We start from the raw sequence: 17,073 nt of genomic DNA, 5'->3' as shown, positions 1-17,073 counted from the left end.
GTCACGTAGAAGTAACCATCCTTAGGGTGGTTACTTTTATGATTTTAGGGGCATTAAAAACTTAAGACTAATTTTAATTTTCATATAAATATTATCTTTTAAAATAATAAATATGTTGAGGGGTGAGTAAAGCATCTAAGGGTTGATCCCAACTTTGGCGTTTTAAAGTATGTTCAATAAATTGAAATTGATGAGCTATACCTAAACGATAAGGCCTGTGTTTTGCAGTAGCTAAAGTACGATCATAATAACCACCTCCCATACCAATACGCGTACCATATTGATCACATGCGAGAAGTGGCATAAGCACTAAATCAAGTGAAGACACATGTTTTCCTCTTGTTGCCATGGGTTCTTTCATACCCAACGGATGATGTGAAAAACGTCGATTTAAATATTGGTTTCTAGATATTTTTACCCAAACTAAACTTTGATTCATAGAACAAATTATAGGTAAATAAACTTGTTTATTTTTTTGAAAACATAATTCTATGAGAAGATCTGTGTGAACTTCTCCAAAGGCATGCAAATATAAACCAATTTTTTTGGAAGATTGGAAAATAGGGAGAGTATTTAGATGATGGAGAACATTAAGCTGAGCTTGTTTTTGCTCAAATGAACTTAGAGAACGTCTTTTAGATCTTAAATTTTTTCTAATAAAGCTGAGTTCATTCATGTATAAATCTAACGAAAATTAGAGATCAGTCGTGCAAAATTATACCTATTTTTGATAGATTTATGGATATAGGAGAGTAATTTAGAAAAGCAGCCTAAATTTATTGACCAATAGTCATAAAGCGTTCCGATATATTCTATTTAAAGTTAAAAGTTTCTATTTCTTTACGTATTACCAGTATTTCTTTACATTTAATAAGGTTAAGTATATTTAAAAGATTGATACAGCATTCTTAAGCTTATGAAGTTAAAAATTCTAACCCTTACTATCAGTAGTTTAATGCTACTTGGTGGCTGCACAAAACAAGCAGAACCTGAAGCAGCGGAAGTTGATTATAAAGCCCAATTTGAAGAGTCAGATCGTAAAATCGGAGAGTTTTTAGATCAGTTGGATAACCCGAATACACCTCAAGAAGTTAAAGTCAAAATCTTATGTCATGATTATCCTGAAGTTTATAAAACTCAATACATGCCCGCATTAATAAAAATTTCGCCTAAACCGTATACCGAAGAAAAATTACTTTCCGATTTAAAAAGTGCAACTGATTACTATAAGGATGCTTTTGCCATTAGATGCAATCAATAAGTCGGTATTGTTTTTAGTCTCAAAAAATCCGATAAATGTGAATTGATTGGCATTATTGAGTTGTGGTAAATTTTCTTTTGTCTTTATAAACCGTAGTTTGGGGATTTGGATATGGAAATCTTAAAGTTCTTACAGAGTTTTAATACAGTTGGTACCTATTTAACGATTGCTTCAACTGTTTTAGTAGGGCTTGTTATTTACTTTTATGTGATTAATCCCGCATAAAATCCTTTAAAAGAAATAGTGACTTGATCACTATTTCTTTTTCGTTAATAAGATTCTCTAATTAATTTAAAGCTATAAAAATAAGGTAGGTATATGAAGTTTAAATTATTTTTTCTTAGTTTTTTAGCTCTGGGCTGTTATGCCGAAGAAAGTGTAAGTGATCCCGAAATTTGTAATGTAGTGAAGAAAGTTTCTTATACTGTCATGGAAGCGCGTCAACAAAAAGTCCCATCTGAAGACTTGCAGCATATAGCGAATAGCCTTGAAGATCCAAAAGCAAAACAACTTTATCAAGATTTAATTAATTCTGCTTACTCAACGAAAGTATTCAAGACCAGTTTCTTTAAAAGAAAAGCGATAGAAGATTTTCAAACAGCTTGGTATCAGGAATGCCTGAGTAGAAAAGAAAAGTAATTTTGAATGCAGAGACTATTCATCTATAAAATAATAATGTCATGCTTGAAAAAAGATCGTAAACGTAGATGTATATTGGAAGGCTAATTAAAATAAATATTTGGAATTTTATTATTAAAAATAAATGCTCCGAAGATGCCGCTGCATGTGTCGTTACCCTGAACCCGATGAGTTCAAGGTGGACGCGACGTATACTTGCTGGGTTTCCTACTCGAAGGTAGGCATACACTCTAAATATACAGAACGCAATCCATAAGTTTAAGTATCGGCAGGGGAATAGACCCGCTGGCGAACATCCCAGAGATAGCTTAAGTATAACCGATATGACCCTGTTGGCAATCACTTGAGCTTATCGAACTGTAAACTTAGTTTGCGTTTGATGAAGCTTTGTACATTAGAGAGCGGAAAATAATATTCAACTGGAGTGTTGCTTTCAATAAAAATGCCCTGCATCTATGTTTTAGAGTACAAGGCATGCTTTTATTAATTGAGGTTTTTTAAACAATTTGTTCCACATCTTCTAAAATCGTTTGCAGTAGGCGTTCACAGTGAGTGTATTCCTGCAAAGATTTATTAAGGCTCAGCACTTCTTGAGTCAACTGTAGAGCGACCATAATGACAAGTTTATTGTGCTCAACACGTGGTGCACTACGGCGCATATCATTAAACTTCTCATTAAGAAGCTGTGCTGCACGTTCAAGTTCATCTTTTTTATCTGCGGTAGTCGCGAGTCTAAAAGTCTGCTCAATCAGCCTAAGCTCTACCATGACTTGTTCACTCATGATTGGGTCTCCTCACCAGTTTCAGCATTAGGATGGGCAAGCTGCTGGATTTCTTGCGCATGTTGGTCTTGAGCTGTACCTAAAATTCCTAAACGTTGAATAATGGCTTCAACTTTTGATTTGGCAAGCTCATTTTTTTGTAACAAACGATCACGATCTTGTTGTAAATCATGCAGCTCTTGCTGGGTTTGGCGCTGGTGGGCTTGTAACTTTTCTTTTGCAACACGTAATTCATTTCGTTCTGCAAGAATTTCTTGAAAACGATTTTTTAAATCAGTCGTACTTTTTTCTAATCGGCTATAACGTTCGGCAAGTGTGTTAGCATCTTGATTCAATTGTTGAAATTGGCCTTTTAACTGAGAAAGTTGCTCAGTTACCGTCTCAATTTCCTCTTGTTTTTTAGTGATAATACTATTTTTTTGCACAACTTGTGCGTGATGCTCTGTTTCAGCCAGTTCTTTAGCTTCCGAGAGTGCCGCATGTTCACTCTCTAAATGATGTAAGCGTGTTTTTAAAACGCTAATATGCGCTTGTAGCCGCTGTAATTGTTCTAACATAACGAGGTCGCACAGAATTGCAATCAAAGGTAATATATACAAAGTATAGAGATTGGATAAACGAATGCAAGACGATATTTCAGGCTGGACAGATTGGAACGCTCATTTTGAAGGAATTGAAGAAATTTCAAGCCCTAGTGAGTTACATGGTCTGTTAACAGGTATTGTTTGTGTGACAGAAGCGCCTACGCGTGAAGAATGGTCACAAATTTTAACAACCCTTAATGTGCCAGAGTTAAGTGACGATGCTTTAACGCTTTTAACTGACGAAGCAGAAGATCTAGTTCATGCTTTATCGGAAGACGAATTAGATTATCTACCAATGCTTCCAGACGATGAACATCTACTTCAAGAACGTGTGCAAGCATTATCTGATTGGTGTGCGGGTGTTGTATTAGGTTTCGGTTTGGCATCTGGTCATGTGCGCGGTGATGAACGTGAACTCATTGAACATCTTCAAGATGTTGCAGCAGTCGAATTTGAAGATTCTGACAATGATGAGGAAGGTGAAAGCAGTTACGAAGAATTGTATGAATTTGTACGCTTAATCCCTGTAAGCTTGTCTATTGGCAGAAAAAAAATCACTGTAGCTGAAAGTTCTTTATTGAAAAACTTTCATGCAAAAAGTAAAACTGCTGCTCTAGGTACAGATCAGAATATTGTAGAAATGTTCACACCACATCGCCCAAGCTAATTGAGGCGATGTGTTATTGGTTGTATTTTATTTTTTGACTTTAAAATTCTAAATCAAGTAGATCATTATGAAATTGCCTCAAGCTGATTTTCAACATCGTAGAGACCGTCTGGCAGAAAAAATGGGTCCGAACAGTATTGCAATTATTGCAACGCGTGAGGAGATGTACCGTAATCGTGATGCGGATTATAAATTTCGTGCCGATAGTAGTTTTTTCTATTTGACGGGCTTTGCTGAGCCTGAAGCAGTTGCAGTTATTGAAACCTTTGAGGATGTAACTGACTATAGTTATAGTCTTTTCTGCCGTGAACGTAACCGCGAGATGGAAATCTGGAATGGTTACCGTGCCGGAATTGACGGTGCAATCGAAGACTATGATGCAGATGAAGCCTATGCAATTGATCTGCTTGATGAAGAAATTATTGAAAAGTTATTAAATAAAGAACGCCTTTATTATCGGATTGGGCAAAATGCTGCGTTTGATGCACGGGTAAGCCAGTGGATTAAAAAAGCAGATGCTGAGCACCGACATCAAGGTGCTCCCGCTCAACTGGTACAGCTCGACCGTATTGTTGATGAAATGCGTTTAATCAAGTCACCACAAGAACTTGAGCTTATGCAAACTGCTTCAAAAATTAGTGCTCAGGCACATACCCGTGCAATGCAAATGGTGCGTCCAGGTATGATGGAATATGCGCTTGAAGCCGAACTCAATTATATATTTGGGCAAAATGGTTGTGTACCGTCTTATAACAGTATTGTCGGTGGTGGGGCTAATGCCTGCATTTTGCACTATGTTGAAAATAACCAACCTCTTAAAGACGGTGATTTAGTCTTAATTGATGCTGCATGCGAATATGAGTTCTATGCATCAGATATTACCCGTACTTTTCCAATAAATGGGAAGTTTAGTGCTGAACAAAAAGCATTATATGAAGTTGTATTGGCTTCCCAATACGCTGCCATTGATGCAGTTCGTATCGGTAACTCTTACCGTGAGCCTCATGAAGTAGCTGTTAAAATTTTAACCGAAGGCTTAGTTGATTTAGGTTTGCTCAATGGGGATGTGAGCGAACTTATCGAAACCGAAGCATACCGTCAATTTTATATGCACGGTACAGGTCATTGGTTAGGTATGGATGTACATGATGTCGGGTCTTACAAAAAAGGTGAAGACTGGCGTCAATATGAAGAAGGTATGGTCGTTACCGTTGAACCAGGCCTATATATCGCATCAGACGATGAAACTGTAGATAAAAAATGGCGTGGTATTGGTATTCGTATTGAAGATGATGTAGTCGCAACATCGAAAGGGCCACGAGTTTTAACTGCTGATGTAGTTAAAAATATTGCAGATATTGAACATTTAATGGCACAAGCTAAATCATAATTAAACGTATTCGCCAAAGGAGCACAATTCGATGCAACAACAAGTGATTATTGTAGGTGGGGGAATGGTCGGACTTAGCCTTTCACTCATGCTGGCGAAGGCTAATATTGCAGTAAAGCTGTTAGAGGCTGTGAAATACCCAAACTATGATGATCAAAATGTTGCTCCTTATCATTCTAGTTTTGATGCGCGTAATACCGCTTTATCGCGTCGTAGTGTACAGATTTACCAAAAGCTGGGGTTGTGGGATGCATTACAGCAACATGCGACTCCAATTCTACAAGTTCACATTACTGAACAAGGTAGTTTTGGTAAGGCGCGCTTAATTGCAGAACAAGAAAAAGTCGAAAGCTTTGGGCAAGTGATTGAAAATGCTTGGCTTGGCCGTGTTTTATTGACTCAAGTACGTCAGCAGCCTTTGATTGAGCTGATTGATGGCGTACAGGTGACTGCTTTAACTCAAGATGCTGAACAAGTACATATTGTAGCCAAGCGTGGAGAAGAAGTCTTAAAACTTGAGTCAAAATTATTAATTGCGGCTGATGGACGTGATTCTTTTTGTCGTCAGGCAATTGGCGTCGGTGTTGATGTTCATGATTATGATCAGGTTGCAATTGTTACAACCGTTCAGACCTCAAAACCTCATGACCAAGTAGGCTTTGAGCGTTTTAGTGCATTAGGTCCTTTAGCTTTATTGCCTTTACCGGGTGAATATCGCCGTTCGGTTGTATGGCCTGTAAAAAAAGGCACTGAAGGTGAGTGGTTAGGCGATGAAAATGATCAGCATTTCTTAAGTGCGTTACAACAAACTTACGGTGACCGAGCGGGTAAATTTGAAAAAACTGGCAAACGTTTTAGTTATCCACTTTCGCAAGTGCTTGCACATAAACAAGCTGTGGGTCGCGTTATTTTAATGGGTAATGCGGCACATACAATTCATCCGGTTGCAGGACAGGGCTTTAATCTATGCCTACGTGATGCGGATGTTTTGGTGCGTTATTTAGTGAACCAGCTAACCGCTTCTGATGATATTGGTAACCCTGATAATTTACTTGCCTATGAACAAGCTCGTTTGTCAGACCAACAGCGAGTGATTAAGTTCTGTGACACCGTGGTTCGTGGTTTTAGTAACCAAAATCCATTATTAAAGTTAATTCGTAATACCGGATTAATTGCATTTGATGTTATTCCGGGTGTTAAGCCACTGGTAGCGAACTATGCAATGGGGCTAAAAGCATGAGTGAAATATTAGATGTTGTCATTGTTGGTGGTGGACTGGTTGGTGGTTTAACTGCTTTATTGCTTGCCCAAGGCGGTGTACAGCCTACTGTGCTTGATGCGGCTCCTGTACTGGATGTTGAAAAGACACTGGGTGTGATGAACCCGCGTGTTTTAGCACTGAGCCAAGCGACCATTCATTTACTTAAAACAGTCAATGTTTGGGATGATCTGGCACGTCAAATGCCTTATACAGGCATGCAGGTGTGGAACTTAAATGGCTATGGTGAAATTAATTTTGGCCATGAGTCCATACAAAGACCAATGCCAGAACAGTCCTTGGGTTCTATGGTTGAGCCAAGTGTATTGAATGTTGCTATTCAACAAAAAATGCTTGAGCAACTAACAGATTATCGCACTCAGGTTCGTGTGACTCGTATTGAGCAGGGTGTTGGTTGTTGGTATATTCAATTAGCAGACGGCACTACACTTAAAACTAAGTTGCTTATTGGTGCTGATGGCGCCAATTCATTTGTACGAGAACAGGCTTTTATTGACCTAGATGTCTTAGATTACAAGCAAGCAGCGATTAGTTGTGTCATTAAAACATCTAAACCCCACAATTATGTTGCTCGCCAAATTTTCTTACCTACAGGGCCTTTAGCCTATTTACCGATGGCTAGTCTTGAAGAAAGTGAAAATGGCTACTGGCAGTCAATTGTCTGGACACTACCTGATGATTATGCCGATGAATATTCTGCTTTAACCGATCATGAGTTTATGCAGCTTTTAACTCGTGAAAGCCAACATATGTTGGGTGAAGTATTAGATGTACGTTCAAGAGCCCAATTCCCGCTCAAAGCGCGCGCTGCAAAACAGTATGTGAAAGCTGGTTTAGCTTTAATTGGGGATGCAGCACATGTTATCCATCCACTTGCTGGACAAGGGGTAAATATTGGCTGTCTAGATGCAGCTGTACTCTGTGATGCACTACTACATGACTTAGCACGTGGTGTATGGGCAAATGAACAGACATTGTTGCGTTATGAACATCGCCGGAAAGGTCAGAATGATGCAATGATGCATAGCATGTCAGCAATTGGCTGGTTGGAAAGTAGTGAGCTATTTCCATTTATTTGGGTTCGAAATATGGGACTCAAGCAAGTTGAACAAATTTCGTTCCTAAAAGAGCGTTTTATGCAACAAGCAAATGGTTTAGGGGCTTTACAAAACACCCAGTATAGTCGTTAAAATAATTACGAAGTTTATGCTCTACTGGTCTAAAAAAATATCAGTAGATATTTTTTAAACAATCATTTATATATCATTACCAATTCGGTCAAAAAAACTACGGATTTGACCATTTTGGCTCTTTGCTAAATGCAAAGAGATTGCTAAATTTCTGAGGTCTTGGGACCATAGCGATGATGCAATAAAAGTCATTGTGGGGAGTGTGAAATGTCAGATATCAATGATTATGAAGATGCAGAAGATTCTGCTGTAGATGAAGATGAAGCGAAAGCGGCCGAAAGCGGTGCAGCTGATGAAGAAGCAAGCAGTATTAATGATACTGACATTGCGGAGGCAGAAACACTAACTGTGACTGCTAAACAAAAACAGCGCCAAGCGTTGGAAGATGAAGTTGCCGCATTTCTAGCTCGAGGGGGGAGAATTACCGAAGTTCCTCCAGATGAACATAGCGACCATTAATTCTAAAAAGCATCACAAGAGTGATGCTTTTTTATTTTTAAGGTAAGTTTTGAAGTTCTTTCAAAATCCCGCACTCATCTACTGTTCGATTGGTAGAACAGTGCTGTTTTAAATCAATTAAAGATTCTTTTAAAAGTAATAATCGTTCGATTTTTTCAGATACTTCAATCAAGTATTTATTCACCAAATTATCAACTTCCGTACACACCTGTTTGGGCTGGGCTTTCATTTCTTTTAACGTTTTAATATCACTCAGTGAAATATCTAATTCACGGCAATGCTTAATAAATAAAAGGTCTGCAAGAGTTTGCTCTGTATAAACACGATAATTATTTTCTGAGCGCTGAATACGGCCCAGCACACCTACTTTTTCGTAATAACGGATCGTATCAATTGGAATATCCGCTTTTTTTGATAATTGACCAATAGAAAGACTCATAAGGCTTGACTCTGGAGTTACTCGAGGGTTTTTAATTACTATAAAAGAGTTTTTGAGGAAATAAAATGGCTGGATGTGGTTGTGCTTCAACATGCTCTCCTACCAAGAAAGTAAGTCCGCGCTTTAGAAAAGCGTTATGGATTGCGCTTGTAATTAATGCCTTAATGTTCGTAGTAGAAATATTGGGAGGTTATAAAGCCCAATCTGTTTCACTTTGGGCCGATGCATTAGATTTTGCCGGAGATGCAGCAAACTATGCATTATCTTTAGTCGTTCTTTCGATGAGTTTATATTGGCGTGCAACAGCTGCATTACTTAAAGGAATAACGATGGCGGCTTTCGGTGTTTTTGTTATTGCGAAAGTGGTCTGGTCGTATTTCTATGGAGTTCCACCGGAACCAATGGTCATGGGGGCAATTGGCGTAATAGCCTTAATTGCTAACGTTTCAGTCGCGCTTATGCTTTATGCATTTCGTGATGGTGATGCCAATATGCGTTCTGTTTGGTTGTGTAGTCGAAATGACTCGATTGCCAATATTGCTGTAATTTTAGCGGCGGTTGGAGTATTTGGAACAGGCAGCGTATTTCCCGATTTATTGGTTGCCTTTGTTATTGCTTACTTAGGTGTATCTTCTGGCTACGCTGTTATAAAACAGTCACAGCAAGAAAGAAAACAGGCAAGAGTTGTGCTTGGAAGTGAGGCCTAATATTAATGAGTAATAAAAAAGGATCTTTTAGATGATCCTTTTTTAGTTTTTAAGCCGTTAAAACAAAAGGGTTATAGCGATACTCCACATAACGCAACCAATAATGAAATCTAAAATTTTCCAAGCTTTGGGATTGGTAAATAGTGGCTTTAATAATCTTGCACCATAGCCCAGACTAAAAAAGAAAACCCAAGAGGCAAGAATGCTCCCCAAAGCAAAACTAACTTTGTCTTCAAGCTGAGTTGCAACTGAACCAATCAGAACAATAGTGTCTAAATAAACATGAGGATTCAGCCAAGTAAAGGCAAGACAGGTCACTAATGCTTGGGTTAAAGTCTGTTTTTGACTGCTATCAAGTTCCATGCTTTGGGTGGTCTTAAATGCGGCATAAAATGCTTTGCCACCATAAACTAATAAAAACGTTGCCCCTAAATATTTAGCAACTGTAATTAAGATTGGTGATGCTGTCATGATTTCGGCAAAACCTAATACACCACATGCAATTAAAATTGAGTCGGATAAGGCACAAATTAAGCATAGCCAAAATACATATTGCTGTTTAAGTCCTTGTTTTAGAACAAAAGCATTTTGAGCTCCAATTGCTACGATAAGCCCGCTACCAATACCGAAACCTTTAAAAAATATACTAAGAGATAACATGACTATAAGCTTGAAAAATCAGATGTGGGAATTATCTGACTTTTTATTGATAAATAAGTAAAATTAAGAATATTTAGGTTTGGCTAAAAATAATTTAGGTTTGATATGTTAGATAGCAAGCAATGTGAAGCCTTTCTGGCGGTAGCAGAATTGGGAAGTTTTGATGCGGCAGGAGAGCATTTATATATTACGCCTTCTGCAGTTTCGTTACGCGTACAGGCTTTAGAAAAGTATTTAGGACAAATTCTAATTATACGGGGCCGCCCGTGTGTGCTCACTCAAGCGGGGCAAACTTTATTGCAACATTTACGTCATACGAGGTTAATGGAGCAAAATTTATTACAAGGTTTAATGGGGAAATCTTCCGAATCCGAATTTTATAAAATTGCTTTGGCTTCAAATGCAGACTCATTAGCCACTTGGCTTTTACCGAACATTCAGCAAACGCTTTTTAAAGAAAAAATAGTGTTAGAACTAAAAATTGATGATCAATCTCACACGCACACCTTATTGGAGACAGGACAAGTCAATGCCTGTATTTCGGCAGAAGAGCAGGTCATGTCAGGTTGTTTAGCTCAACCACTAGGAAAAATGCGCTATAAAATGCTGGCATCGGCCGAGTTTGTAAACCGGTGGTTTAGTGGTGGAATTAACCGAGAAGCTTTAAGAAATGCACCGGCTGTAATTTTTAACCATAAAGATCTCATGCATTCAGAGGTGTTGCTGAAATATTATGGTTTACCTTTACAAAGTTATCCCTATAGTTTTGTTCCTGCTACGGATGCTTTCGTCAAAGCAATTCAATTAGGTTTAGGTTATGGCATGGTGCCCGAGCTACAAGTTCAACAATTACTCGAAAATGGAACACTTGTTGATATTATGCCTGAAGCCCAACTTGATATTCCTTTATATTGGCATCATTGGAAAAGACAGTCGCAGCAACTTGATGCGCTGACTGAGACAATTGTTCAGTCAGCAAAACAGATATTGAGATAAATTTAAGTCCGTAAGTGGGCATAAAAATTTGAAACATGCTGAATATAAAACTCTATATCTTGTGCTGAGTAACCTAAAAGTTGTCCGATTCTACAGTCAAGCTCTAAGCGATCTTCGAGTTGAGACTCCTTTAGTGATTTTTCAATACATAACACAAGTTCATTTAAATCTGCTAAAGGTGCATTTTTATAGATCAGCATAATTGAAAATGGTGAAGGTAAAGAGGTTTCAATTTCTTTACTCAGCATAGATAAAGTACCTTGCTCGAGATGCTCTAAAAATTCGGTAGGTAATAGATCATAAAACAAAGCGATAGGTTTCTCGCCTGAAAGTAATAATTCTAGTTCTTGCTCTTCATGTGGTCCAAGTTTTCCAAGTGATTCAGTCATATCAATACTCTTATTTTTTTATCTTTAATATTGTTATGCAAAATTCATGCACGGTGATGACGCTGATCATTGTTCATCACTGTGCTTAATTAAAAGATTAAGATTGCGTTAACTCAAGTGCACGTTGATAAGCGACTTTTTTCTTAACTCCTGTTAAATCGGCAGCAAGTTGAGATGCTGCTTTAACAGATAAATCTTGAAGTAAGCGCTTTAAAAGTTCATCTAGTTTTTCTTGTTCCAGATCTGTTTTTTCTGGTGCACCGCCAACTACAAGAACAATTTCGCCTTTTTCTTGGTTATGGTCATTTTCAATAAAGCTGACCAAATCTTTTAAGGTCATTTTTTTTATGGTTTCAAAAGTTTTGGTAATTTCACGGGCGAAACCAACTGGGCGATTTTCACCAAATACCTCTGCCATATTTTTTACACATTCTAAAATACGGTGTGGTGCTTCATAGAAAATTAAGGTTTGAGTTTCATTTTTGAGTTTTTCTAATTGAGAAATACGTTGAGATGCTTTTGACGGTAAAAAGCCTTCAAAACTAAAACGGTCACTTGGTAAACCTACTGCACTTAAAGCAGCAATTGCCGCACATGCACCAGGCACAGGCACAACTCTAATGCCATGTTCTTGAGCAGCACGAACTAATTTGAAACCAGGGTCGCTAATGAGCGGCGTACCTGCATCACTAATTAAAGCAATGTTATCGCCCGCAAGTAATCTTTGAACTAACTGCTCAATTTTATTGCTTTCGTTATGATCATGACATGCAGTAAGTTGAGTCGATATATTATAGTGCTTAAATAGTTGGGCTGATTGACGCGTATCTTCTGCAGCTACAATAGAAACTGATTTTAAAATATCAATTGCACGGAAAGTCATATCATCTAAGTGCCCGATTGGGGTGGCTACAACGAATAACTGAGCACTCATTTGGTTTTACTCCGTACAGATAAACAATTTTAATCGGGTAGTTTACCCGAAATTATGTTTTGGGCGTGAACAATGTCTGCCAACCTTTGCTTTTATAAATGATCTGATTTTCATTTGTTCAATTTAAATTAGAAATACGGTTGGATTGAACGAAATAATTTAAGCATAAAAAATGTAGTGCTACTTTTAATTTGGGGAAGGTAATAATGATATTAGCGCAGCAATTGGGTAAATGGGCAGAGCAAACGGCTTTAAACCTGTTACAAAAGCAAAACTATGTATGGGTGACCAGTAATTACCATTCACGCCGTGGTGAAGTGGATTTGATTGTTAAAAGAGGGCAAGAGCTGGTTTTTGTTGAGGTAAAGGCGCGTACTATAGGAAATTATGGACAGGCTTGCGAAATGGTGACCAGAACAAAGCAGAAGAAAATTATTAAAACCGCGATGCGTTTTTTACAGCGCTACCCATCTTATCAGGATTTTTATTGTCGTTTTGATGTGATTTGTTTTGATTTTCCACAGAAAATTGCAAAAACAGTACAGCAAGACTTTTCAAATTTCCATTATGATCTGCAATGGATCGAAAATGCATTTACTTTGGATTAAGAGTTCATTACTCTTTTGAGCAAATTTAAGTCTGATGCTTTATGATCAAGCCAAGAAGAGATTGATAGGAGTCTGGTGGAGTGTTGAAACGTATTGCTGTAACAGCGCTTTGTGTCGCAAGTTTGTCAGGTTGCGCAAGTTTTATTTCTGGTGGAACAGGTACAGCTCCAGTCGGAACAGATAGTGGTGTACGTAGCTTAGGTCAGGTATTCATTGATTCCTCAATTAAACGTACAGCGAATATTAACCTCTATAAGCTTGATCAGCGTTTTAAACAATCACGTATTAATATCGAAAGCTTCCATAGTACTGTTTTATTAACAGGACAAGTGCCAGATCCATACTTGAAACAATTGGCAGAAGACAATCTTAAAGCCATGAGCGATGTTAAAGCTGTACATAACTACATTACTGTAGGTAACAAGGTCAGCTACAACACGATTATGCAAGATGCGGGTGTAACAGCCAATACACGTGCGCTTTTAATGAAGGCACCTGTAGTTTCTGATAGTAAGGTTCTAGTACATACTGAAGACGGCGTACTTTATGTCATGGGACGTTTAAATACTGCTGAAATTAATGATTTGAATAGCGTCTTACAAAATGTGGGTAACGTGACCAAAATTGTGACACTCATTGATAACGTTGATTTAGCACCTGCGCCAGCGGCGAGTACTGCTAGTGCAACGACTACACCAATTATTAATAACGTCATTGCTCAACCAACAGTTCAAACTCCTGTTGCAATTGATCCTGACCAAACAGATCCAGCTTCGAATGCACAGTAATATATGAATCTGATTGAACAACTACAAAGTAAAATTGAACAGGCGCGAACTCTTTATAAAGAGTTCCGCCTTTATGATTTGGGGAGTTTTGCTTTAAACCGTTTTACGCCAAAAGATGGTTTTGAACAGGTCGCAAATGTACGTTATGGTCTAAAGCCGCGTCACCGTTTGGATATTTACCGATCTGTTAAAAAACTAGCACATCAGCCTCTTATTGTTTTTGTACATGGTGGTGCTTGGCAACATGGTAATAAGCGAGATTATCTTTTTATTGGTGAGACATTTGCTAAAGAAGGCTATGACGTTGCAGTTATCAACTATCAATTAGCTCCTAAAAATATTTTTCCGAGTTTTGTTGATGACCTGACTCAGGCATTGAATTATTTACATCAAAACCAAGACAAACTAGAAATTTCTACAGAAAATGTTGTGCTTATGGGACATTCGGCAGGGGCATTTAATGTAATGTCTGCTGTTTATCACCCAACGCCAAATCCTATTCAATGTTTAGGAAATATTAAGGCGATTTTCGGTTTAGCTGGACCTTATCATTTTGATTATAAGGGTGACCCACTTGCAGAAGATGCTTTTGATCAAAGTATTTCTTATCAAGAGGTGATGCCATACTATTTCGTCAATCAAAATAGTATTAAACATTACTTGCTCATGGCTGAAAATGATCAGCTTGTCGGCAAAGAGAATACATTGGATTTGGATCGGGCTTTAAGACAGAGTGGAAATCACAGCCATATCGCTGTGATTCCTAAAACTGGACATATTACAATTTTGGCCAGTCTTTCTAGCTTTATTAGCCACTATTTCAGAACGAAAAGAACGATCTTACATTTTCTCGAAGAAGTGTTTTAAACGATACTCTCGTTTAAAACACGGCAGATTACCCAGCTTGGGTAATCTGCATAATCATTGAATGAGCAATACTTCCTTTAAATGGAATCTCAGGTAATTGATCAATTTTGAAGAATTGTGCATCTGCAATTTCTTCTTCTTGAAGCTTAATTTCACCCGACTCATATTCTGCCCGAAATGCCACCATAAGGTTACTCGGGAATGGCCAAGGCTGACTTGACATATACTGAATATTTTTAAGTTTTAAACCTACTTCTTCAAAGGCTTCACGTTGTACTGCCTCTTCAAGTGTTTCGCCTACCTCAACAAAACCTGCAATCAAACCATACATATTGGTTTTGTTATGAACTGACTTAGCCAGCAGAATTTCATCATCACCACGAGTAATGACGGTAATAATGCAAGGGTTTACACGAGGATATTGGTGGTAGCGACAAGAAGGGCATACCATTGCATATTCGGTTGGATGAACTTCTGTCGGATGTCCACAGTGGCTACAAAACTTATGGTTACGTCGCCATTCAAGTAATTGAACAGCACGGCTCGCTTGCAAAAACTGTTCTTTCGACCAGCTGGTAATAAGCTGGCGAATTGGGACAAGTTGTAAGCCTTCGGGGATAGGTTCCTCAGCAAGCAAGTCACGTGCAATGACCTGCTCATCATGAGTGAAAAGTAAATCACTTGCTAACTTTTCGACTTTGGGTAGTTGGAGATTCTGGTCAACCAGTAATTGTTGATGATGGAAAATATAAGCAAGTGATAATTCAGACATTAAGCTGCCTTTTTTTGAAGTTGTTGACTACTCGACAATGCTACATTAAACATGGATTGTAGAACAGGTTGTTTATTTTTTAAATTGTCAACTAACATGTCAATGCCTGCTAATACGTTAAAAATACAGTGAATTTGGTCTGTATTAAAAGGCTGGTTTTGTTCAAGTTGCTCTTGAACAAATTGGGCAGTTTGGAGTAAAGCATGTTGTTGAGTCGTGCTTCCTAAAAATTCGGCTGCACCTGCTAACTCTTTTAATGAACCTGCAATGGCTTCAATATTTTGTGTTTGGTCATTGGCATACAACGTAAGACTCTGACAGATAAAATCAATTAAATTTTTTGTCTCGGTAAGCAAAGCCTGATGAGCTTCATCAAGACGATCTAAAGAAATAGCCGTATTATTTACGCTAAGTTGTAGACGATTTGACGTGTAATTGCGTACCAAAATACCAATTGAGTTCATAGCAGATAAAATGCTGTTCATCAGCTGCTGAGCATAGTTTTCATCACTTAAAATGTTAAGTTGACTTAAACTGCTGGCTTGTTGAGAAAGAGCAGATGCGGCTTCATCAAGGTTTAGAAGTTTAAAGGTATGAGCCAGTTGTAAAAGGCTCGCTTGTAGTTGCTGTGCTTTTTCAGGCGACATATTTTGATAGTTGTATTCAATATCGTTCCGCACCTTATTCATTTCATCCAAGATTAATTGGCTGACAGTGTGCATCGTGTCAAAGTCAGGACCAAAAAGATGGCGACTTAAAACGAGTAATTGCGTATCAGTTGGTGTTTCATCACCAATATGAAACTGGTTACGAATATGTTGAGCAGTCTCATCTTCTTGAGCGATGACAATACTTAAAATATCTGCGAATGCCGCTAAATTAGGTTGAAAACTTTCGGGTGCTGCCAAAAATAGAGCAATATGACTTTCAATATTAATCAGTACACGTAGGCGTGAATCATTTAAAAGGAGGTCATCAATATTGTTAAAAGCGTAATTGACGAGCTGCCAATATTTTTGGCTTGGCTGAGTATTCGCCATGCTGACCAAATAGGTTGCAATAAGTTTAAAGGCTTGAAAATTCTGAGCTGAGGCTGTCTTTTTTAAAAATTGGTGTAGAGATAGTTTGTATAGTTGATGGATGAACTGAGTTTTTTCACTAATTAATATTTCGGGCAAGGGTAGTTCAAGGGAAGTATTTGCAAGTAAAGGAACAAGAGCCTGTCCTGATGTAGTCAGTGGTTTATTTAAAGCTAATTCTAAATTATTTAAGGTTGTAAGAAGAAACTGTGGAACTTGTATTTCACGCAAACAGATAAATTCAATATAACGCTTTACCATGGTCGTGCCTTCGCTTAGGGCAACCACATCATCCGTATTAATTTGGGCTGGATTCGCAATAATTTTTTGCATCAACTCAGTCGAATATTGAGTGATTTTTGCAAGATAAGGGACATCAATTAAGCGTAGAACTTGAGTGCATTGTTTAAATTGCTCTAATGCATCATCAATACCAAAAGGGAGAGTTTGTTCTTCAATTAAGGTACTTACCGCACCTTCAACCAGTTTTATTGAACGATCAATTTCATGTTTAATGATGAGTAAAGCTGTTGGATCGAAATGAATCGACGTATGCTCAGACATAAACGTTCCCCTTTGCAAA

22 protein-coding genes and 1 other RNA gene are annotated in these 17,073 nt (G+C 38.0%); 13 read left to right on the top strand and 10 right to left on the bottom strand.

Annotation, left to right across the window (positions count from 1 at the left end):
• Window positions 1–91: 91 nt before the first annotated feature.
• Window positions 92–676, bottom strand: a complete 585-nt coding sequence (locus HLV59_RS13470; protein ID WP_171430174.1) for a 5-formyltetrahydrofolate cyclo-ligase — start codon at window positions 674–676, stop codon at window positions 92–94.
• A gap of 240 nt (window positions 677–916) precedes the next feature.
• Between HLV59_RS13470 and HLV59_RS13465 the strand changes: the two genes are divergently transcribed.
• The 3 genes from HLV59_RS13465 (at window position 917) to HLV59_RS13455 (ending at window position 1,900) form a co-directional block, all read left to right on the top strand.
• On the top strand, window positions 917–1,261 hold the full coding sequence (locus HLV59_RS13465; RefSeq protein WP_081174898.1) for a hypothetical protein: 345 nt from the start codon (window positions 917–919) through the stop codon (window positions 1,259–1,261).
• 111 nt (window positions 1,262–1,372) lie between these two features.
• Window positions 1,373–1,486, top strand: a complete 114-nt coding sequence (locus HLV59_RS13460; protein WP_079284308.1) for a hypothetical protein — start codon at window positions 1,373–1,375, stop codon at window positions 1,484–1,486.
• Between the two features lie 93 nt (window positions 1,487–1,579).
• Window positions 1,580–1,900 (top strand): hypothetical protein, encoded by a 321-nt coding sequence (locus HLV59_RS13455; RefSeq protein WP_125698495.1) that lies wholly within the window; start codon window positions 1,580–1,582, stop codon window positions 1,898–1,900.
• Window positions 1,901–2,022: 122 nt separating this feature from the next.
• On the opposite strand, the gene ssrS is transcribed toward HLV59_RS13455, so the two are convergent.
• The 3 genes from ssrS to HLV59_RS13440 all read right to left on the bottom strand — a co-directional run bounded on the left by ssrS (window position 2,023) and on the right by HLV59_RS13440 (window position 3,239).
• Window positions 2,023–2,207, bottom strand: a non-coding RNA gene (ssrS, locus tag HLV59_RS13450) — 6S RNA.
• Between the two features lie 190 nt (window positions 2,208–2,397).
• On the bottom strand, window positions 2,398–2,682 hold the full coding sequence (locus HLV59_RS13445; RefSeq protein ID WP_016144662.1) for a cell division protein ZapA: 285 nt from the start codon (window positions 2,680–2,682) through the stop codon (window positions 2,398–2,400).
• Complete coding sequence (locus HLV59_RS13440; RefSeq protein ID WP_016144663.1) at window positions 2,679–3,239, bottom strand: hypothetical protein; 561 nt, start codon at window positions 3,237–3,239, stop codon at window positions 2,679–2,681. Before HLV59_RS13440 ends, HLV59_RS13445 begins: the two co-directional genes overlap by 4 nt.
• 64 nt (window positions 3,240–3,303) lie before the next feature.
• On the opposite strand from HLV59_RS13440, the gene HLV59_RS13435 reads away from it, so the two are divergent.
• The 5 genes from HLV59_RS13435 to HLV59_RS13415 all read left to right on the top strand — a co-directional run bounded on the left by HLV59_RS13435 (window position 3,304) and on the right by HLV59_RS13415 (window position 8,251).
• Window positions 3,304–3,933 carry a UPF0149 family protein gene (locus HLV59_RS13435; RefSeq protein WP_171430173.1) on the top strand — a complete coding sequence of 210 codons (630 nt, stop codon included), beginning with the start codon at window positions 3,304–3,306 and terminating at the stop codon, window positions 3,931–3,933.
• A gap of 67 nt (window positions 3,934–4,000) precedes the next feature.
• Window positions 4,001–5,323 (top strand): Xaa-Pro aminopeptidase, encoded by a 1,323-nt coding sequence (gene pepP, locus HLV59_RS13430; RefSeq protein ID WP_171430172.1) that lies wholly within the window; start codon window positions 4,001–4,003, stop codon window positions 5,321–5,323.
• A 31-nt stretch (window positions 5,324–5,354) separates the two neighbouring features.
• On the top strand, window positions 5,355–6,563 hold the full coding sequence (ubiH, locus tag HLV59_RS13425) for a 2-octaprenyl-6-methoxyphenyl hydroxylase (protein ID WP_171430171.1): 1,209 nt from the start codon (window positions 5,355–5,357) through the stop codon (window positions 6,561–6,563).
• Complete coding sequence (locus tag HLV59_RS13420) at window positions 6,560–7,792, top strand: FAD-dependent monooxygenase (protein ID WP_171430170.1); 1,233 nt, start codon at window positions 6,560–6,562, stop codon at window positions 7,790–7,792. The genes ubiH and HLV59_RS13420 overlap by 4 nt, the downstream gene beginning before the upstream one ends.
• Window positions 7,793–7,999: 207 nt before the next feature.
• Window positions 8,000–8,251: a hypothetical protein gene (locus tag HLV59_RS13415; protein WP_002117665.1), complete on the top strand. Its 252-nt coding sequence runs from the start codon at window positions 8,000–8,002 to the stop codon at window positions 8,249–8,251.
• Window positions 8,252–8,288: 37 nt separating this feature from the next.
• On the opposite strand, the gene HLV59_RS13410 is transcribed toward HLV59_RS13415, so the two are convergent.
• Complete coding sequence (locus HLV59_RS13410; protein ID WP_171430169.1) at window positions 8,289–8,690, bottom strand: MerR family transcriptional regulator; 402 nt, start codon at window positions 8,688–8,690, stop codon at window positions 8,289–8,291.
• A 65-nt stretch (window positions 8,691–8,755) separates the two neighbouring features.
• On the opposite strand from HLV59_RS13410, the gene HLV59_RS13405 reads away from it, so the two are divergent.
• Window positions 8,756–9,397 (top strand): cation transporter, encoded by a 642-nt coding sequence (locus HLV59_RS13405; protein WP_016144669.1) that lies wholly within the window; start codon window positions 8,756–8,758, stop codon window positions 9,395–9,397.
• A gap of 57 nt (window positions 9,398–9,454) precedes the next feature.
• Here the strand turns inward: HLV59_RS13405 and HLV59_RS13400 are convergent, their stop codons facing one another.
• The gene (locus HLV59_RS13400) at window positions 9,455–10,057 is read right to left on the bottom strand and encodes a LysE/ArgO family amino acid transporter (protein WP_031947690.1); all 603 of its coding nucleotides are present in this window, start codon (window positions 10,055–10,057) and stop codon (window positions 9,455–9,457) included.
• 105 nt (window positions 10,058–10,162) lie between these two features.
• On the opposite strand from HLV59_RS13400, the gene HLV59_RS13395 reads away from it, so the two are divergent.
• Complete coding sequence (locus HLV59_RS13395) at window positions 10,163–11,053, top strand: LysR family transcriptional regulator ArgP (protein WP_171430168.1); 891 nt, start codon at window positions 10,163–10,165, stop codon at window positions 11,051–11,053.
• A gap of 2 nt (window positions 11,054–11,055) precedes the next feature.
• On the opposite strand, the gene HLV59_RS13390 is transcribed toward HLV59_RS13395, so the two are convergent.
• Entirely contained in the window at window positions 11,056–11,442 is a 387-nt protein-coding gene (locus HLV59_RS13390; protein WP_171430167.1) for a hemin receptor, read from the bottom strand.
• A gap of 97 nt (window positions 11,443–11,539) precedes the next feature.
• A complete protein-coding gene (gene rsmI / locus HLV59_RS13385; RefSeq protein WP_171430166.1) occupies window positions 11,540–12,376 on the bottom strand; it encodes a 16S rRNA (cytidine(1402)-2'-O)-methyltransferase in 837 nt (278 codons plus the stop codon).
• A gap of 206 nt (window positions 12,377–12,582) precedes the next feature.
• Here rsmI and HLV59_RS13380 point away from each other — a divergent pair, with 206 nt between their 5' ends.
• The 3 genes from HLV59_RS13380 (at window position 12,583) to HLV59_RS13370 (ending at window position 14,639) form a co-directional block, all read left to right on the top strand.
• Entirely contained in the window at window positions 12,583–12,984 is a 402-nt protein-coding gene (locus HLV59_RS13380) for a YraN family protein (protein ID WP_016144673.1), read from the top strand.
• 80 nt (window positions 12,985–13,064) lie between these two features.
• Complete coding sequence (locus HLV59_RS13375) at window positions 13,065–13,772, top strand: BON domain-containing protein (protein ID WP_017398647.1); 708 nt, start codon at window positions 13,065–13,067, stop codon at window positions 13,770–13,772.
• A 3-nt stretch (window positions 13,773–13,775) separates the two neighbouring features.
• Complete coding sequence (locus HLV59_RS13370; protein ID WP_014206106.1) at window positions 13,776–14,639, top strand: alpha/beta hydrolase; 864 nt, start codon at window positions 13,776–13,778, stop codon at window positions 14,637–14,639.
• Between the two features lie 28 nt (window positions 14,640–14,667).
• Here the strand turns inward: HLV59_RS13370 and nudC are convergent, their stop codons facing one another.
• A complete protein-coding gene (gene nudC, locus HLV59_RS13365) occupies window positions 14,668–15,411 on the bottom strand; it encodes an NAD(+) diphosphatase (protein WP_005070517.1) in 744 nt (247 codons plus the stop codon).
• A complete protein-coding gene (locus tag HLV59_RS13360; RefSeq protein WP_171430165.1) occupies window positions 15,411–17,054 on the bottom strand; it encodes a chemotaxis protein in 1,644 nt (547 codons plus the stop codon). Before HLV59_RS13360 ends, nudC begins: the two co-directional genes overlap by 1 nt.
• Between the last annotated feature and the right edge of the window lie 19 nt (window positions 17,055–17,073).

Source organism: Acinetobacter lactucae (genome assembly GCF_013122135.1).
Classification (GTDB): domain Bacteria; phylum Pseudomonadota; class Gammaproteobacteria; order Pseudomonadales; family Moraxellaceae; genus Acinetobacter; species Acinetobacter lactucae.
This window is presented reverse-complemented; position numbering and strand designations above follow the sequence as displayed.

Coding starts and splice junctions, on each gene's coding strand:
- HLV59_RS13470 (WP_171430174.1), bottom strand. CDS start 676: ATGAATGAACTCAGCTTTATTAGAAAAAATTTAAGATCTAAAAGACGT.
- HLV59_RS13465 (WP_081174898.1), top strand. CDS start 917: ATGAAGTTAAAAATTCTAACCCTTACTATCAGTAGTTTAATGCTACTT.
- HLV59_RS13460 (WP_079284308.1), top strand. CDS start 1,373: ATGGAAATCTTAAAGTTCTTACAGAGTTTTAATACAGTTGGTACCTAT.
- HLV59_RS13455 (WP_125698495.1), top strand. CDS start 1,580: ATGAAGTTTAAATTATTTTTTCTTAGTTTTTTAGCTCTGGGCTGTTAT.
- HLV59_RS13445 (WP_016144662.1), bottom strand. CDS start 2,682: ATGAGTGAACAAGTCATGGTAGAGCTTAGGCTGATTGAGCAGACTTTT.
- HLV59_RS13440 (WP_016144663.1), bottom strand. CDS start 3,239: ATGTTAGAACAATTACAGCGGCTACAAGCGCATATTAGCGTTTTAAAA.
- HLV59_RS13435 (WP_171430173.1), top strand. CDS start 3,304: ATGCAAGACGATATTTCAGGCTGGACAGATTGGAACGCTCATTTTGAA.
- pepP (WP_171430172.1), top strand. CDS start 4,001: ATGAAATTGCCTCAAGCTGATTTTCAACATCGTAGAGACCGTCTGGCA.
- ubiH (WP_171430171.1), top strand. CDS start 5,355: ATGCAACAACAAGTGATTATTGTAGGTGGGGGAATGGTCGGACTTAGC.
- HLV59_RS13420 (WP_171430170.1), top strand. CDS start 6,560: ATGAGTGAAATATTAGATGTTGTCATTGTTGGTGGTGGACTGGTTGGT.
- HLV59_RS13415 (WP_002117665.1), top strand. CDS start 8,000: ATGTCAGATATCAATGATTATGAAGATGCAGAAGATTCTGCTGTAGAT.
- HLV59_RS13410 (WP_171430169.1), bottom strand. CDS start 8,690: ATGAGTCTTTCTATTGGTCAATTATCAAAAAAAGCGGATATTCCAATT.
- HLV59_RS13405 (WP_016144669.1), top strand. CDS start 8,756: ATGGCTGGATGTGGTTGTGCTTCAACATGCTCTCCTACCAAGAAAGTA.
- HLV59_RS13400 (WP_031947690.1), bottom strand. CDS start 10,057: ATGTTATCTCTTAGTATATTTTTTAAAGGTTTCGGTATTGGTAGCGGG.
- HLV59_RS13395 (WP_171430168.1), top strand. CDS start 10,163: ATGTTAGATAGCAAGCAATGTGAAGCCTTTCTGGCGGTAGCAGAATTG.
- HLV59_RS13390 (WP_171430167.1), bottom strand. CDS start 11,442: ATGACTGAATCACTTGGAAAACTTGGACCACATGAAGAGCAAGAACTA.
- rsmI (WP_171430166.1), bottom strand. CDS start 12,376: ATGAGTGCTCAGTTATTCGTTGTAGCCACCCCAATCGGGCACTTAGAT.
- HLV59_RS13380 (WP_016144673.1), top strand. CDS start 12,583: ATGATATTAGCGCAGCAATTGGGTAAATGGGCAGAGCAAACGGCTTTA.
- HLV59_RS13370 (WP_014206106.1), top strand. CDS start 13,776: ATGAATCTGATTGAACAACTACAAAGTAAAATTGAACAGGCGCGAACT.
- nudC (WP_005070517.1), bottom strand. CDS start 15,411: ATGTCTGAATTATCACTTGCTTATATTTTCCATCATCAACAATTACTG.
- HLV59_RS13360 (WP_171430165.1), bottom strand. CDS start 17,054: ATGTCTGAGCATACGTCGATTCATTTCGATCCAACAGCTTTACTCATC.